The sequence below is a fragment of the Bacillus sp. Marseille-Q1617 genome, assembly GCF_903645295.1.
GTDB lineage: Bacteria > Bacillota > Bacilli > Bacillales > Bacillaceae_B > Rossellomorea.
The window spans coordinates 381,075-396,066 of sequence record NZ_CAHJXM010000003.1; the positions used below are offsets into that span (position 1 = coordinate 381,075).

A 14,992-nucleotide genomic window follows, 5' to 3' on the forward strand; every position below is an offset into this window, starting at 1 on the left:
GTACGGCCAAGGAAAAAAGAAGGATCAGCAATTGATGATCCTTCTTTTTTGTTAGCGCTTCAATATGGTATTCTTAAAGAATCATTTTAACTGTTAGGAGAAAGATGCATGTTCCGTATAGGATATCGAACACTCAAAACCGGGATCGGGACTGCCCTGGCGATCAGTATCGCCCAACTGTTTCAGCTTGATAATTTTGTGTCAGCGGGGATCTTGACCATCCTTTGTATCCAGAACACAAAGAAAAAATCCGTCCAGGCCTCCTCCAGCCGCTTTATCGCCTGTGTAATCGGGATGTTATTCTCGGGAGCATTCTTTGAATTCATTGCCTACCATCCGATCGTCATTGGCCTCTTGCTACTCGTCTTCATCCCTGTAACGGTTTCCCTGCGGATAAAAGAAGGAATCGTTACAAGTTCAGTCATCATCCTTCATGTGTATTCTGCGGGAAATGTGACACTGGGACTCTTCAGGAATGAGATGGGGATTATAGTCATCGGTATCGGTATCGCGCTCATCATGAATCTGTATATGCCGAGTGTGGAAAATAAGCTGGCTGAATATCAAGAGAAAATCGAAGAGAATTTTTATAAAATCTTCTGTGAACTGATAAATCATTTGAAAACCAATCAGAGTGATTGGGATGGGAAGGAAATCACCGAAACAGAAACTTTATTAAAAGAAGCAAAAACCCTTGCTTTCAAAGATGTGGAGAATCATTTTCTTCGTCATGAAGATTTGTATTATCTTTATTTCAAGATGAGGGAGAAGCAGTTCGAGATTCTGCAGCGCATCCTGCCGATTGCTGCCTCAATCTCGTTAAGAGTCGAGCAGGGGAAAAAAATCGCTCAATTCCTGGAAGAACTAAGTCAGCATATACACCCTGGCAATACCGCGCTTTTTTACTTGAAGAAATTATATGATTTAAAAGTTGAATTCGAACAAATGGACTTGCCTAAAACACGGGAGGAATTCGAAGTGCGTGCAGCACTTTATCAGTTTGTTCAGGAGATGGAACAGTATCTGTTGATAAAAAGCTCCTTTAAAGGCATTCAAAAGAATGAGAAAAGCAAAAGAGAAGTACACTACACCTAAGATTGAAAAGTAAGGGTGATATGAACATGCGCATACTTCTTGCCATTATGCTGATGGCGTCTCCAATCTGGCCGCTGGGAAGAAATCCGCTGCCCGGGGACCCGTTTCTCATCATAAATAAAGAATCCAACCAGCTGTCTTTTATCAATGAAGGGAAGGTGGTGGGAACCTATGGTGTTGCAACCGGCAAAACAACCGATTTAACACCAGAAGGTCTTTTCACTGTCACGGTAAAAGCGAAAAATCCATATTATCGTAAGAAAAACATTCCGGGCGGTGATCCCAGAAATCCGCTGGGTTCAAGGTGGATTGGATTTGATGCGGAAGGAACGGATGGAAGGATCTATGGCGTCCACGGCACCAATCAGCCATCGAGCATCGGAAAGTATATTTCAAACGGATGCATCAGGATGCTGAATAAAAATGTTGAATTCATTTATGACAGGGTGCCCATCGGCACGAAGGTTTTAGTGGTGAAAACATCAAAATCATTCCAGGAATTGGGGAAGGAATATGGTGCACTGAAATAAAAAGGGATTTGCTCTTCGACGATGTCGATGGGCAAATCCTTTTTAGTATAGATCCGAGCTTATAGTAAAAATGTAAGGCCCGCCATTATTGTGGAGGCAATCATCGCAAACAACATTAAATATACCACGATCTTTTGCATCTTTTTATTACCCATAGAATCTCTCCATTCTTTCAGTAAAACATAAATTATTGATAAGAATATTTTATCGTTTATCCCTCGGGATTACAACCTGTCCCTTTTAAGAAAACGCTTTAATAATTCGTTAATTTAGGAGGATTTTCGACATCCTAAATCGAATTATTAGAGAGTGGGAAGCAGAACATAGTTAGGGGATGGTAAGAATGAACAGAGTGGATCACATCGGGATAGCGGTATCATCAATTGAACAAGTTCTTCCATTTTATGAACAAACGCTTGGATTGAAGCTGCTTAAACTTGAAGAAGTTGCATCTCAGGGAGTAAAGGTGGCTTTTATTGATGGAGGAAATATTAAACTTGAATTATTGGAACCAATACATAAAGAAAGTCCCGTAGCAAAATTCATTGAAAAAAGAGGCGAAGGGATTCATCACGTTGCTTTCGGAGTAAAAGGAATCGAAGAACGAATCCGGGAATTGCGGGACAATGGCGTGAAAATGATCAATGAAACAGCGAAACAAGGGGCAGGCGGTGCGATGGTCGCCTTTATGCACCCGAAGTCATCACATGGCGTTCTATACGAACTTTGTGATAAATCAAACATCAAGGAGGATCATGCATAATGGATATCTATGAAAAGATTAATGAACTGTATGACCGCAGAAGAGAAGTTGAGCTTGGAGGCGGGGATGCGAAAATCGATAAGCAGCATGAGAAAGGGAAACTGACAGCAAGGGAGAGAATCGACATCCTGGTGGATCCGGGGAGCTTCGTTGAACTGAACCCATTCATTGAACACAGATGTTCGGATTTTGGGTTGAATGAAGTGAATGGTCCGGGTGATGGGGTAGTCACCGGATACGGAAAAGTAGACGGGAAGCCCATTTATCTGTTTTCTCAGGATTTCACCGTATTTGGAGGGGCACTTGGTGAAATGCATGCCAAGAAAATTGCACATGTCATGGATTTGGCCGTCAAGAACGGGGCCCCTTTTATCGGGTTGAATGATTCAGGCGGAGCGCGTATCCAGGAGGGGGTTGTCTCCCTTGACGGATATGGCCATATTTTCTATCGTAATTCCATTTACTCGGGAGTGATTCCGCAAATTTCAGTCATTATGGGTCCATGTGCAGGCGGGGCCGTATATTCTCCTGCGATTACTGACTTTGTTTTCATGGTCGATGACACAAGCCAGATGTTCATCACAGGCCCTAAAGTGATCGAAACGGTTACGGGGGAGAAAATCAGTTCCGAAGACCTGGGCGGGGCGAAAGTTCATAATACAATCAGCGGAAACGCACATTTCAGAGGGAAGACAGAAGAAGAGGTCCTCCTGGAGGTGCGCAGGTTATTGAGTTATTTACCTCAAAACAACGAGGAAAAGCCTCCCCGCCTCGAGGCATCAGAAGAAGATGATTACCGGGCAGATTTAACGGACCTCATCCCTTTCGATGCCATCCGTCCATATGACGTCCGGACGGTCATCAATGAAATCGTTGATGGGGACAGCTTTATGGAAGTACAAAAGGAATTTGCCAAGAATATCGTGGTCGGCCTGGCCCGAATAAAAGGTGAAGTGGTAGGACTTGTGTGCAACCAGCCGAAGTTCATGGCGGGAGGATTGGATATTGATTCATCCGATAAAGCATCCAGGTTCATCCGTTTCTGTGATTCTTTCAATATCCCCCTTATCACCTTTGAAGATGTCACAGGCTTCTTCCCGGGGATCAAGCAGGAGCACGGGGGAATCATCCGTCATGGTGCAAAAATCCTATACGCTTATTCAGAAGCTACTGTGCCAAAGATGACAGTGATATTAAGGAAGGGATATGGGGGAGCTTATGTGGCTCTTAACAGTAAGTCGATCGGTGCCGATCTTGTTTTTGCTTGGCCGAATGCAGAAATTGCTGTCATGGGACCGCAGGGAGCAGCAAATATCATCTTCGCACGGGAAATTGCCGGAAGCGAAAACCCTGAAGAGCTCCGTGAGCAAAAAATCGAAGAATACCGCGAAAAATTTGCTAACCCTTATGTAGCGGCGTCCAGAGGAATGGTCGATGACGTCATCGACCCGCGTGAAACCCGTATCAAGCTGATTCAGGGTCTGGAAATGATGAGAAATAAAAAAGAAGAAAGACCTGCAAAAAAACACGGGAATATCCCTCTATAAGGAAGTTTATTTGTCCGGTCCCCGCATTCACGATATACTAAACAGTGAATACATATTGTGGAGGTCTATCGAATGATAAATCAAGAACGTTTATTGAATGAATTTCTCGAATTGGTTCAAATCGACTCTGAAACGAAAGATGAAGCAGAAATTGCGAAGGTATTGACGAAGAAGTTTACAGAATTGGGTGTCGATGTGTATGAAGATGATACCATGGGTGTGACCGGGCATGGTGCGGGCAACCTGATCTGTAATCTGAAAGGTAACAAAGACGGCGTCGATACGATTTATTTCACTTCTCATATGGACACGGTTGTCCCTGCGAAAGGTGTAAAACCAACGGTCAAAGAAGATGGTTATGTTTATTCCGATGGAACGACGATTCTTGGAGCAGATGATAAAGCAGGGCTTGCAACGATGCTTGAAGCAATCACTGTCTTGAAAGAACAGAATATTATTCACGGCGATATCCAATTCATCATCACTGTAGGGGAAGAGTCTGGCCTTGTAGGTGCAAAAGCTCTTGATTCTTCTCTTGTAAAAGCGAAATATGGATTTGCCCTGGATTCTGATGGTAAAGTCGGCAACATTATCGTTGCAGCTCCCACCCAGGCAAAGATCCTTGCCACGATCTTCGGTAAAACAGCCCATGCTGGAGTTGCTCCTGAAAAAGGTGTATCTGCCATCACGATTGCCGCTAAAGCGATCGCAAAAATGCCTCTTGGCCGCATCGATGAAGAAACAACGGCCAATATCGGACGTTTTGAAGGCGGAAAAGCAACAAATATCGTTTGCGAGCAAGTTGATATATTAGCCGAAGCACGCTCGCTGGTACCAGAAAAAATGGAAAAACAAGTGGAAAAAATGAAGAGTGCATTTGAAACAGTTGCAGAAGAAATGGGTGGAAAGGCTGAAGTAGAAGTCCAGGTCATGTATCCAGGATTCAAATTCAGTGACGGAGACGAAGTCGTTGAAGTTGCCAAACGTGCTGCCAAGAAAATCGGCCGTCCGAGTGAACTGCTGACAAGCGGAGGCGGAAGTGATGCAAATGTCATCGCTGGCTTCGGTGTACCGACAGTAAACCTGGCAGTGGGATACGAAGAGATTCATACAAAGAACGAAAGAATGCCTGTGGAAGAACTCAATAAACTTGCTGAAATGGTCGTAGCCATCATTCAGGAAGTGGCTGAATAGTAAAACTGAGTCTGCCCGCTCTGTATCTATAAGTAATTGTCCATTAACAATCATGATTGTTAATGGGCTTTTCTATTTATACGCTGATTCCAAATGAATGGATAAAAGTTCGTACTTTTGAAATGCGTTTTATTGAAAGTCGGATTCTTTATCCTAAAGAATATGGTACATTAGAAGTAAATAAACAATGAGTTGAGAGGGGACACCACCAATGATGACAAAAGTAGTCGTTTTCCATGCCGGCAGGGAAGAGTATGCACTCCCGATAGAATATGTCGTTTCAATCGAAAAACTTGGTAACATAAACCCGATTCCGCATCTGCCTTCATACGTTCTCGGTTTGGTTAAAGTAAGAAATGAACTTATTCCGGTAATGGATCTGGCAGCCATTCTATACAATCAGACACTAAACACCGAAGAAGGATTATTCCTGGTTGTAGTACATACCGAAACCCTTCAAATCGGGCTCCTGGTACAAGAAGCAAAAGAAATCCTTGAAGTTGCCGATGCCTCGATTACGGATGTCGGGCTGCTTGCTTATTCAAAGACAAAATATTTCCATGGTGTAATCAACCTGGAGAATCGTATGATTACACAGATTGACCCAAATGTTTTAGTGGACAGCTTGGAAGGTATTAAAGAAATAAAGGAATATGTTCTCAATCAAAAAATCTCTCAAAACTAATAAATGAAAGACGCGATAGTATGAATTCACATTACCCCAAGAATGGCAGAGTCATTCTTCACGTCGATATGAATAGCTTTTACGCATCGGTTGAGATGGCTTTCGACCCCACCCTTAAAGGAAAGCCATTGGCCATCGCTGGTAATCCAAAAGAGAGAAAAGGCATTATCGTTACATGCAGCTATGAAGCAAGAAGCTTTGGTGTGAAAACGACGATGCCTCTTTGGGAAGCCAAAAAACTCTGTCCTGCCCTGATCATAAAAACGCCCAATTTCGATCGGTACCGGGCTGCATCTAAGGGCATGTTCGATATTTTAAGACAATACTCCGACCTTGTGGAACCGGTTTCCATCGATGAGGGCTATATGGACATAACAGATTCATATGACAAAGGCACCCCGCTGGAAATAGCCTCCTCCATTCAAACCCAAATTAAAAGTCAATTGGACCTTCCTTGTTCAATCGGGATAGCTCCAAACAAATTTCTTGCGAAAACCGCTTCCGATATGAAAAAACCCATGGGGATCACTGTCCTTAGAAAACGAGACATCCCTATGAAACTGTGGCCCCTCCCTGTAATCGAAATGCATGGAGTCGGTTCTAAAACAGCTGAAAAACTAAAAAAAATTGGTATAGTGACATGTAAAGATTTAGCGGAGGCAAACGAGATTCAGCTTAAATCCTTGTTGGGGATCAACGGTCTACGTCTGAAGGAACGTGCAAATGGCGTTGACCGTAGAGTGGTGGACCCAGATTCGATTTATGATTATAAAAGTGTAGGGAATTCAACTACCCTTCCGAAGGATACCACGAATCAAAGTGAACTCCTGGCCATCATTGACAGGCTGTGCACCAAAGTGTCCCAAAGACTGCAGCAGAAGGATGTGGTGGGGACGACAGTTCAGATCATGATTCGCGATAAATACCGAAAAACCATCACCAGAAGCAGGAAAGCCGATAACCCCGTCATAAAAAAAGAAGACCTCTTCCTTTACGCAAAGGAGTTGTTTGTCAAACACTGGAATGGAGATCCCGTCCGGCTCCTTGGAGTGACCGTACAGGATTTAATGGAGAAAAACGAAGCAACAGAGCAGCTGGATCTTTTTTCTTTCGAAAATGCGGCAAAGGACGAGCCTTTATATAACGTCCTGTCTCAATTGCAGGAAAAATTCGGTAAACATTCTATATCGAAGGGGGTTAAGGGAAAAGAGAGGAAATCTTCATATGTTACAAAGCATGATACAAGTTTCAATAAGGACTTTTTGCGGGATTAATGGGCACTCTAACAAATGGATACGATAAAGTACGGGATGACATAATCCGATTATTTGCATCGGTCTCGTATTCTTGTTAGATTGAAAGGGATTGCCTAACGTGTTTAAGAAATAATAAATGATTTCTATAAACAGTAAAACTCACACAGAAAGGACGTTGACTGAAATGTCTAAGCAAGAAATTGGAGTTATTGGATTAGCTGTAATGGGAAAAAACCTTGCATGGAATATTGAAAGTAGAGGATATTCTGTGTCTGTTTATAATCGTTCCCGTGAAAAAACGGATGAAATGGTAAATGAATCAAATGGAAAGAAGATTGTCCCTACATACACAATTGAAGAGTTCGTAAATTCGTTGGAAAAACCTCGCAAAATCCTTCTTATGGTGAAGGCGGGTAAAGCAACGGATGCTACAATCGATCAATTGAAACCTTTCCTCGAGAAAGGAGATATCCTGATCGATGGCGGTAACACGTTTTTCGAAGATACAAGAAGACGTAATCACGAATTGAGTGAATCAGGTATCCACTTTATCGGTACAGGTGTATCAGGCGGGGAAGAAGGGGCATTGACCGGTCCGTCTATCATGCCTGGCGGCCAAAAGGAAGCCTATGAGCTTGTTGCACCGATCCTTAAAGACATCGCTGCTAAAGTAAACGGTGAAGCTTGCACAACTTATATCGGTCCCGATGGTGCAGGTCACTATGTGAAAATGGTCCATAACGGAATTGAATATGGAGATATGCAGCTGATTGCAGAATCCTATTTCCTAATGAAAAATGTTCTTGGGCTAAGCGCGGAAGAACTTCACGAAGTTTTCGCTGAGTGGAATAAAGGTGAACTGGATAGCTATCTGATTGAGATCACAGCCGATATCTTCACGAAAAAAGATGATGAAACAGGCAAGCCGATGGTCGATGTCATCCTTGATAAAGCCGGGCAAAAAGGTACCGGTAAATGGACAAGCCAAAGTGCGCTTGACCTGGGTGTATCCCTGCCGATCATTACAGAGTCTGTATTTGCCCGCTTTATTTCAGCCATCAAAGATGAGCGGGTCAAAGCGAGCAAAATCCTGAAAGGTCCTGATACACCTGCGTTCACGGGTGATAAAAAAGCTCTTATTGAATCCATCCGCAAAGCCCTTTACATGAGTAAAATCTGTTCATATGCCCAAGGCTTTGCCCAAATGCGTTCAGCGAGCGACGAATACGACTGGAACCTTCAATACGGTGATATCGCAATGATTTTCCGGGGAGGCTGCATCATCCGCGCTCAATTCCTTCAAAAGATCAAGGAAGCCTATGACCGTGAATCAGGCCTTTCTAATCTTTTATTGGATCCTTACTTCAAGGAAATCGTGGAAAGCTATCAATATGCGCTTCGCGAGGTCATCTCTGTTGCCGTCCAAAACGGTGTACCAGTACCAGGCTTCTCAGCAGCGCTTTCTTATTACGACAGCTATCGTACCGAAACTCTGCCTGCCAATTTGATTCAGGCGCAGCGTGACTACTTTGGTGCGCATACGTATCAGCGTGTCGATAAAGAAGGTACATTCCATACTGAGTGGATGAAATAAAAATAATTGAATCATATGAAAAAGCCATGCTGCTATTGGGCAGCATGGCTTTTTAGTTTCTTAAGCGCTCGGGTAAGTTTTACCAAGGGAAAAATAAAAAACGGCCAAGGCCTCAACCTTGGCCGTTTCTCTTGCAACACCCATGGAATTAATCGATGAATGATTTACACAACTTTCTTAGCATTGTTCTACATCTAAGTTCGCAATCGGCCACCAGTAGTACCCATCTTTCGCTAACAGGTTATCGGCAGCTTTAGGTCCCATCGATCCGGACTCATAGTTAGGGAACTGTTCATCACGCGTCTTTTCCCATACTTCTGAAATTTTATCGACGAACGCCCAGGATAGTTTCACTTCATCCCAGTGAGTGAAATTGGTGGCGTCTCCTCGCATGCAGTCATGCAGAAGTTTTTCGTATGCTTCAGGCGTATTCATTCCATCGACACTGGTATTGGCAAAGTTCAATTTAACCGGCGTCGTTTCAATGTTCTGGCCTGATTTCTTTACATTCAGATGAAGGGTGATGCCCTCTTCCGGCTGAATGTGTATAACGAGCAGGTTCGGTGCTAACGGCTTGTCTGTATTATAGTAAAGGTTCATCGGGATATCTTTGAATTGAATCACGATTTTCGTGGACTTGGTAGCCATCCGCTTCCCTGTCCGGATATAAAACGGCACACCCGCCCAGCGGAAGTTATCAATCATCAGTTTTCCGGCTACATATGTTTCAGTATTGGAATAGTCGTCCACGTTTTCAGCTTCACGATATCCATCGACGGTTAGATCTTTTGAGGTGCCTGGTCCATACTGGCCGCGCACAAAATAATCCTTCACTTCTTCTGATTCAAACGGACGCAGAGCTCTCAACACGCGGACTTTCTCACTTCTGATTTCGTCAGTCGTCAATTTGATCGGCGGTTCCATGGCCAGGAGGGCAACCATTTGAAGCATATGGTTCTGTACCATGTCTCGGAGCGCACCGCTTTTTTCGTAATATCGTCCACGTTCTTCAACACCGAGCTCTTCAGAAGAAGTTACCTGGATGTTTGAAATATACCGATTATTCCATAACGGTTCGAACATGGCATTTGCAAAACGGATCACTTCGATATTTTGCACCATTTCCTTACCAAGGTAGTGGTCGATACGGTAAATCTGATCTTCTGTAAACGATTCGCGGATTTGACTGTTCAGCTTCTCAGCCGAAGGCAAATCATGACCGAATGGCTTCTCGATCACTAACCGCTGGAATCCTTGGGTGTCTGTCAATCCTTGAGTCTTTAATTGTTCCGTGATGGTCCCGAAGAATTCCGGTGCCATTGCCAGGTAGAAAATTCGGTTTCCTTCGAGTTGATAATGTTCATCCAATTCTTCCGACAATTGCTTCTGTGCCTGATAGGATTCACTGTTTGATAAATCATTTTGCTGATAGTAAAAATGAGAAACGAATTCATCGATGTTTTCATCATTACCTAATGCGTTATGTACGGATGTCCTAACATGCTCTTGAAAATCTTCAATTGACCAGTCACGGCGGCCGACACCGATGACGGCAAATCGTTCAGAGATTTTTCCTTTACGGAATAAATGATAAAGAGATGGATATAGTTTTCTTTTTGCTAAATCCCCTGTGGCTCCAAAAATAGTAATGAGAGAAGAGGGTGTATTAGTATTTTTCACAGTCATGACCTCACTTTATCTTGTTACTGATCTGTTATAAAAGAATGTTTCTTCCTATTTATTATCTTTACAATTATTTAATTTTAAAGATTAACTGAGCATTTAGCAAATCATATGCTGATAAACTTTTTTCTTATAAAGGATAGATGAAAATGTTTTTACTTTTCATCAGTGGTAAACAAGTTTACTGCTGTAATCTGACGAATGATCGTCGTCTTTATGATGGCTTAATTCTTCAATCTTATAACCAGATTAAAAAATGTATGGTAAAGCGGAACTTTTACATTTGTATATGGCACTTAATGCTTCGCTGCACTAGGTTTGCGGGTAAATATGCTATGATAGAAGTATCACGGACCCAGTAGGAGTGAAGAAATGTGGAATTATTATTTTTGGGCACGGGAGCCGGTGTACCGGCTAAGCTCCGCAATGTGACAAGTATAGCTTTAAAATTATTAGAAGAAAGAGGTGCAGTATGGCTTTTCGATTGCGGAGAAGCAACGCAGCACCAGATATTACATACGAGCTTGAAACCTAGAAGAATCGAGAAAATCTTTATCACCCATCTCCATGGGGACCACATATACGGGCTCCCTGGTTTGCTTGGGAGCAGGTCGTTTCAAGGAGGGGAATCGGAGCTTACTGTCTATGGTCCACCAGGTATCAAACAGTTCATCGAAGTCTCTTTATCGATCAGCCAAACCCATCTGAAATATTCCCTTAAAGTAGTGGAAATAGAAGAAGGGACTATCTTCGAGGATGAAAGTTTCAGGGTGGAAGCAAGGGAACTCCAGCATGGACTCCCGACCTTCGGTTTCAGAGTGGAGGAAAAAGATAAACCCGGAGAGCTTCAGGTGGATCGCCTCCTGGAAAGAGGGGTAAAACCCGGCCCCATTTATAAAAGATTGAAGGCGGGCGAAAAGGTGGTACTCGATGATGGCAGCATTGTGAATGGAAATGATTATATCGGCCCCTCTATCCCGGGACGTGTCGTCACAATTCTCGGCGATACCCGCACGTGTGAAAATGCATACGAGCTTGCGCGTGCCGCCGATGTGCTGGTTCATGAAGCCACCTTCAATAGAGAACAGGAAGAGATGGCATATGAATACTTCCATTCAACAACAAAACAGGCAGCAGAGACTGCAACGACGGCCGGAGTGAATGTCCTGTTCCTGACTCATATTTCTTCCAGATTCGCTAAAGAATCATGGCCGGAACTGCAAAAAGAAGCAAGGGATATCTTTCCTGACAGCTATATTGCAAAGGATTTCATGGAGCATACCATTCCTTTGAAAAAGTAGGAAAGAGAGGAGACCATTTGATGAAAACCATCTACATTGTGCGTCATGCCAAAGCTGAAGGCCAGCCGCTTCATGCATCTTTGACTGCTGAAGGTGAGGGGCAGGCACATCATCTTGCTGCTTTCTTGGAAAAATACCCGGTGGAAGCCATCTATTCAAGCCCTTATAAAAGAGCCTTGCAAACGATTCAGCCATTTGCTGAAAGGACCGGCATCCCTTTGCATGAAGATGATCGTCTGGGTGAGAGAATATTGAGCTCAAAGGATCTTCCGGACTGGAAGGGTAAGCTTCGTGAAAGCTTCGAGGATTTTTCCCTTGCCCTCCCGGGGGGAGAGTCAAATGAACAGGCAATGGGGCGTGCCGCTTCTTTTATCGAGGATGTGGCCAAAAGAAAAGAGGATCATATCGTTGTTGTCAGCCATGGTAACCTCACCACTTTATTTCTGCGTTACTTTGACGGAAAATATGGGTTCGAAGAATTGTTTGCCTTGACCAACCCGGATGTGTACCTTGTGAAAGTGGATGAAGGAAGGGTCGAACGGGTTTGGGATTCTGACTAACCATCGATTATTATTTGATGTTCCTGATTCAATAATGAAGCATGCTTGAAGAGCGAAACCGCCTTTAAAGCATGCTTTTTTTGATTATTGCGGTTGTAATTGGGGGATCGGGAAGTTTCTATGCATCTTTTGACAATCGATAGAGGTTTTATAAAATTCTTCACAGGGAGGAAGTGAATTGGAAGCATTATGGCAGCAGTTGTTAGCTCATTTTTGTATTTATGATCCTACCTGTATATATGATCCTGTTTCAGGATTTATGATTCTATCTGCAAATATACGATCCTATTTCCAGTTTTATGATCCTAAATTGAATTTTATGATCCTTTGATAATTATTCAAAATAACCACCTTGTTTTAAACATTAACTATTAAAAAACCGAGCATACCTGCCCGGTTTTTAACGACCTTACTCATTGGATGCTTGTCACCTATGCACAAAGCGATTCCGCTTTTCTTCTTACCATCCCCGCTCATATTGCTTCGGCGCCTGGATCTCTTCGTTCAATTCCTTTGCGGCACTGCGCGGCCAGTAAGGGTCTCTAAGCAGCTCTCGGCCGAGGAGTATCAAGTCAGCACGCTCATTCTGCAGGATTTCTTCTGCTTGAAGTCCGGAGGTGATGAGTCCCACTGCCCCTGTAGGGATGCCGGCCTCCTTCTTTATGGTTTCCGCAAGTTTAACCTGATAACCAGGGAAAACAGGTATACGAGCCGGTACGACTGCTCCCGAGCTCACATCGACAAGGTCGATTCCCTGCTCTTTCATCCATCTTGAAAATAATACGTAATCCTCAACATCCAGCCCGTCCTCGTGGTAATCTTTTGCCGAAACACGCACGAGAAGAGGTCCTTCCCACACTTCTTTTATCCCTTCGATCACTTCACGGAGGAAGCGGTACCGGTTTTCGGCTGAACCTCCATATTCGTCAGTTCTTTTATTCGACAGCGGGGAAAGGAATTCATTGATGAGGTACCCGTGGGCAGCGTGTATTTCAATAACATCGAATCCTGCTTTCCTTGCTCTTTCCGCCCCTTTCACGAACGCCGTAATGGTTTCCCTGATATCCTCAGGATTCATTTCAAGAGGTGTCTTCATATCATCATTAAAAGGGATGGAAGAAGGAGCGATGATGTCACCCTCCAACACCGCTTTTCTGCCGGCGTGGGCCAATTGGATCCCGGTTTTTGCCCCTTGTTCTTTGATCAAGCTCACTAACTCGCTTAACCCTTCGATGTGGTCGTCACTCCAGATGCCGAGATCCTGCGGTGAGATCCGGCCCTGCGGGGTGACAGCCGTTGCTTCTTGTATAATCAATCCTGCACCGCCGACGGCCCTGCTCACATAATGTGTACGGTGCCAGTTTTCTATTTTTCCATCTTCATTGTGTGAAGAGTACATGCACATGGGTGCCATCACAATGCGGTTTTTAAGTTCAATATTTTTAAGGGTATATGATTCGAACAATTTTGTTTTCAACAAAGAATCTCCTTTCGGTAATTTATTTCGAGTTCCTAAATAGTCGTGCTCTTTGATTATATCAACCTGAAATAACAGGTGAAAAGAAATATGCTTTTCGAGACTTTACTCCACCCGGTTTACTATTAATTCTTTTCCCATTTCCTGAGAACGGTTCCTGGCAGAATCCACACACTTTAAAAACGCCTCGCTGACACCGTATTCATCAAGTGTCGATATGCCTGCTTCCGTGGTTCCGCCCGGACTGGTCACATTTTTCCGCAGTGTCCCGGCTTCCTGGCCCGAATCTTCAAGCATTTTTGATGCACCCGCAATGGTCTGCGTGATCAATGCCCTTGCAAGCTCCTTCTGCAATCCGAAATCCACTGCCGCTTTTTCAAGCAGCTCTGCAACATAATAAATATATGCCGGTCCGCTGCCCGATACAGCTGTGATCAGATCCATCTGCTCTTCTGGAACCTCCACGGATAAGCCTACCGAACCAAAAAATGTGAGTGTCCATTCCTTTTGCCGTTCTGAAAGAAACTCATTATAAGTGACGGCTGTTGCTGACTTTCGGAGTGCCGCACTCGTATTTGGCATGGCCCTGGAAATGGCCCCGTTAAACGCAAGGGTTTCCCGGATATGCTTGATCGATATGCCGGCTAATACAGAAATGATGAGTGTGCCCGAAGAAAGGAATCTTCTTATTGCCGGCCCTGCCTCATGGAAATCCTTTGGCTTCATGGCCAATATGACCACATCAAATTCTTCATTTGAAGGGAGACAACCACTTACCCCGTTTACACCAAAATGTTCAATAACCTCCTGTAAACGCTGATGGTTGGTCCGGTTTGTGATATACACTTCTTCTTTTTCCAAAACCTTTGCATTAATCGCTCCGCTTAATAAAGCATGTGCCATCGAACCGGCTCCGATAAACAATGTTTTCATTTTAACGTTCCCTCCTTTTGAAAAATAAGGCTCTGTTCACAGCTGTTTATTTTCATATAAGACGTCGTTTTCCGCAGGAATATCCCCGGATAAATCATCAATGCCATTAACTAAGCCTGAAAAATAAAAGACCCCTTCATCCATAAAAGGACGAAAGGGTCATGCTTCCGTGGTACCACCTTGTTTTATCCACCCAGAACTAGAATGGATACACTTTATTCCATGTAACGCTGGAAACGTTCTTTTTTAAGACGCTCTAAAGGCAGGTTCACAGACAGAGAGGACGACAGTGCTTTCCAGCCTATGAGCACTGCTCTCTAGCGCCATTTATCTGTTACTATTCTTTATCATCGCTTTAACTTTATATTATAGGT

14 protein-coding genes and 1 other annotated feature are annotated in these 14,992 nt (G+C 43.6%); of the genes, 10 read left to right on the forward strand and 4 right to left on the reverse strand.

The window, feature by feature from the left end; all coding sequences use genetic code 11:
* Positions 1–108: 108 nt before the first annotated feature.
* Together HWX64_RS19135 and HWX64_RS19140 are read left to right on the forward strand one after the other, a co-directional pair.
* Positions 109–1,095, forward strand: coding sequence for an aromatic acid exporter family protein (locus HWX64_RS19135; RefSeq protein WP_175991111.1), 987 nt, complete (start codon positions 109–111; stop codon positions 1,093–1,095).
* A gap of 26 nt (positions 1,096–1,121) precedes the next feature.
* Complete coding sequence (locus HWX64_RS19140) at positions 1,122–1,625, forward strand: L,D-transpeptidase (RefSeq protein ID WP_175991112.1); 504 nt, start codon at positions 1,122–1,124, stop codon at positions 1,623–1,625.
* Between the two features lie 59 nt (positions 1,626–1,684).
* Here HWX64_RS19140 and prli42 read toward each other — a convergent pair whose 3' ends face one another.
* Positions 1,685–1,780 carry a stressosome-associated protein Prli42 gene (gene prli42, locus HWX64_RS19145; protein ID WP_172250231.1) on the reverse strand — a complete coding sequence of 32 codons (96 nt, stop codon included), beginning with the start codon at positions 1,778–1,780 and terminating at the stop codon, positions 1,685–1,687.
* A gap of 188 nt (positions 1,781–1,968) precedes the next feature.
* Here prli42 and mce point away from each other — a divergent pair, with 188 nt between their 5' ends.
* The 6 genes from mce to gndA all read left to right on the forward strand — a co-directional run bounded on the left by mce (position 1,969) and on the right by gndA (position 8,664).
* Complete coding sequence (mce, locus tag HWX64_RS19150) at positions 1,969–2,388, forward strand: methylmalonyl-CoA epimerase (protein ID WP_175991113.1); 420 nt, start codon at positions 1,969–1,971, stop codon at positions 2,386–2,388.
* Entirely contained in the window at positions 2,388–3,935 is a 1,548-nt protein-coding gene (locus tag HWX64_RS19155; protein ID WP_175991114.1) for an acyl-CoA carboxylase subunit beta, read from the forward strand. Before mce ends, HWX64_RS19155 begins: the two co-directional genes overlap by 1 nt.
* Before the next feature lie 72 nt (positions 3,936–4,007).
* Positions 4,008–5,129: a M20/M25/M40 family metallo-hydrolase gene (locus HWX64_RS19160; protein ID WP_175991115.1), complete on the forward strand. Its 1,122-nt coding sequence runs from the start codon at positions 4,008–4,010 to the stop codon at positions 5,127–5,129.
* A gap of 211 nt (positions 5,130–5,340) precedes the next feature.
* Entirely contained in the window at positions 5,341–5,814 is a 474-nt protein-coding gene (locus HWX64_RS19165; protein ID WP_368495600.1) for a chemotaxis protein CheW, read from the forward strand.
* A gap of 20 nt (positions 5,815–5,834) precedes the next feature.
* Positions 5,835–7,088, forward strand: coding sequence for a DNA polymerase IV (locus tag HWX64_RS19170; RefSeq protein ID WP_175991116.1), 1,254 nt, complete (start codon positions 5,835–5,837; stop codon positions 7,086–7,088).
* Between the two features lie 166 nt (positions 7,089–7,254).
* On the forward strand, positions 7,255–8,664 hold the full coding sequence (gene gndA, locus HWX64_RS19175) for an NADP-dependent phosphogluconate dehydrogenase (RefSeq protein WP_175991117.1): 1,410 nt from the start codon (positions 7,255–7,257) through the stop codon (positions 8,662–8,664).
* 177 nt (positions 8,665–8,841) lie between these two features.
* On the opposite strand, the gene zwf is transcribed toward gndA, so the two are convergent.
* Positions 8,842–10,350, reverse strand: a complete 1,509-nt coding sequence (gene zwf / locus HWX64_RS19180) for a glucose-6-phosphate dehydrogenase (protein ID WP_175991118.1) — start codon at positions 10,348–10,350, stop codon at positions 8,842–8,844.
* Positions 10,351–10,721: 371 nt separating this feature from the next.
* Between zwf and rnz the strand changes: the two genes are divergently transcribed.
* The gene (gene rnz / locus HWX64_RS19185; RefSeq protein ID WP_175991119.1) at positions 10,722–11,648 is read left to right on the forward strand and encodes a ribonuclease Z; all 927 of its coding nucleotides are present in this window, start codon (positions 10,722–10,724) and stop codon (positions 11,646–11,648) included.
* A 20-nt stretch (positions 11,649–11,668) separates the two neighbouring features.
* Positions 11,669–12,208 (forward strand): histidine phosphatase family protein, encoded by a 540-nt coding sequence (locus HWX64_RS19190; protein WP_175991120.1) that lies wholly within the window; start codon positions 11,669–11,671, stop codon positions 12,206–12,208.
* A gap of 460 nt (positions 12,209–12,668) precedes the next feature.
* Here the strand turns inward: HWX64_RS19190 and namA are convergent, their stop codons facing one another.
* Together namA and proC are read right to left on the reverse strand one after the other, a co-directional pair.
* On the reverse strand, positions 12,669–13,685 hold the full coding sequence (gene namA / locus HWX64_RS19195) for an NADPH dehydrogenase NamA (RefSeq protein ID WP_175991121.1): 1,017 nt from the start codon (positions 13,683–13,685) through the stop codon (positions 12,669–12,671).
* 105 nt (positions 13,686–13,790) lie between these two features.
* Positions 13,791–14,618, reverse strand: a complete 828-nt coding sequence (gene proC, locus HWX64_RS19200; RefSeq protein WP_175991122.1) for a pyrroline-5-carboxylate reductase — start codon at positions 14,616–14,618, stop codon at positions 13,791–13,793.
* 143 nt (positions 14,619–14,761) lie between these two features.
* Positions 14,762–14,978: a binding site (T-box leader), on the reverse strand.
* Between the last annotated feature and the right edge of the window lie 14 nt (positions 14,979–14,992).

What these genes read in the sequence shown, in the direction of transcription:
- HWX64_RS19135 (WP_175991111.1), top strand. Translation starts at nt 109, where the DNA reads ATGTTCCGTATAGGATATCGAACACTCAAAACCGGGATCGGGACTGCC.
- HWX64_RS19140 (WP_175991112.1), top strand. Translation starts at nt 1,122, where the DNA reads ATGCGCATACTTCTTGCCATTATGCTGATGGCGTCTCCAATCTGGCCG.
- prli42 (WP_172250231.1), bottom strand. Translation starts at nt 1,780, where the DNA reads ATGGGTAATAAAAAGATGCAAAAGATCGTGGTATATTTAATGTTGTTT.
- mce (WP_175991113.1), top strand. Translation starts at nt 1,969, where the DNA reads ATGAACAGAGTGGATCACATCGGGATAGCGGTATCATCAATTGAACAA.
- HWX64_RS19155 (WP_175991114.1), top strand. Translation starts at nt 2,388, where the DNA reads ATGGATATCTATGAAAAGATTAATGAACTGTATGACCGCAGAAGAGAA.
- HWX64_RS19160 (WP_175991115.1), top strand. Translation starts at nt 4,008, where the DNA reads ATGATAAATCAAGAACGTTTATTGAATGAATTTCTCGAATTGGTTCAA.
- HWX64_RS19165 (WP_368495600.1), top strand. Translation starts at nt 5,341, where the DNA reads ATGATGACAAAAGTAGTCGTTTTCCATGCCGGCAGGGAAGAGTATGCA.
- HWX64_RS19170 (WP_175991116.1), top strand. Translation starts at nt 5,835, where the DNA reads ATGAATTCACATTACCCCAAGAATGGCAGAGTCATTCTTCACGTCGAT.
- gndA (WP_175991117.1), top strand. Translation starts at nt 7,255, where the DNA reads ATGTCTAAGCAAGAAATTGGAGTTATTGGATTAGCTGTAATGGGAAAA.
- zwf (WP_175991118.1), bottom strand. Translation starts at nt 10,350, where the DNA reads ATGACTGTGAAAAATACTAATACACCCTCTTCTCTCATTACTATTTTT.
- HWX64_RS19190 (WP_175991120.1), top strand. Translation starts at nt 11,669, where the DNA reads ATGAAAACCATCTACATTGTGCGTCATGCCAAAGCTGAAGGCCAGCCG.
- proC (WP_175991122.1), bottom strand. Translation starts at nt 14,618, where the DNA reads ATGAAAACATTGTTTATCGGAGCCGGTTCGATGGCACATGCTTTATTA.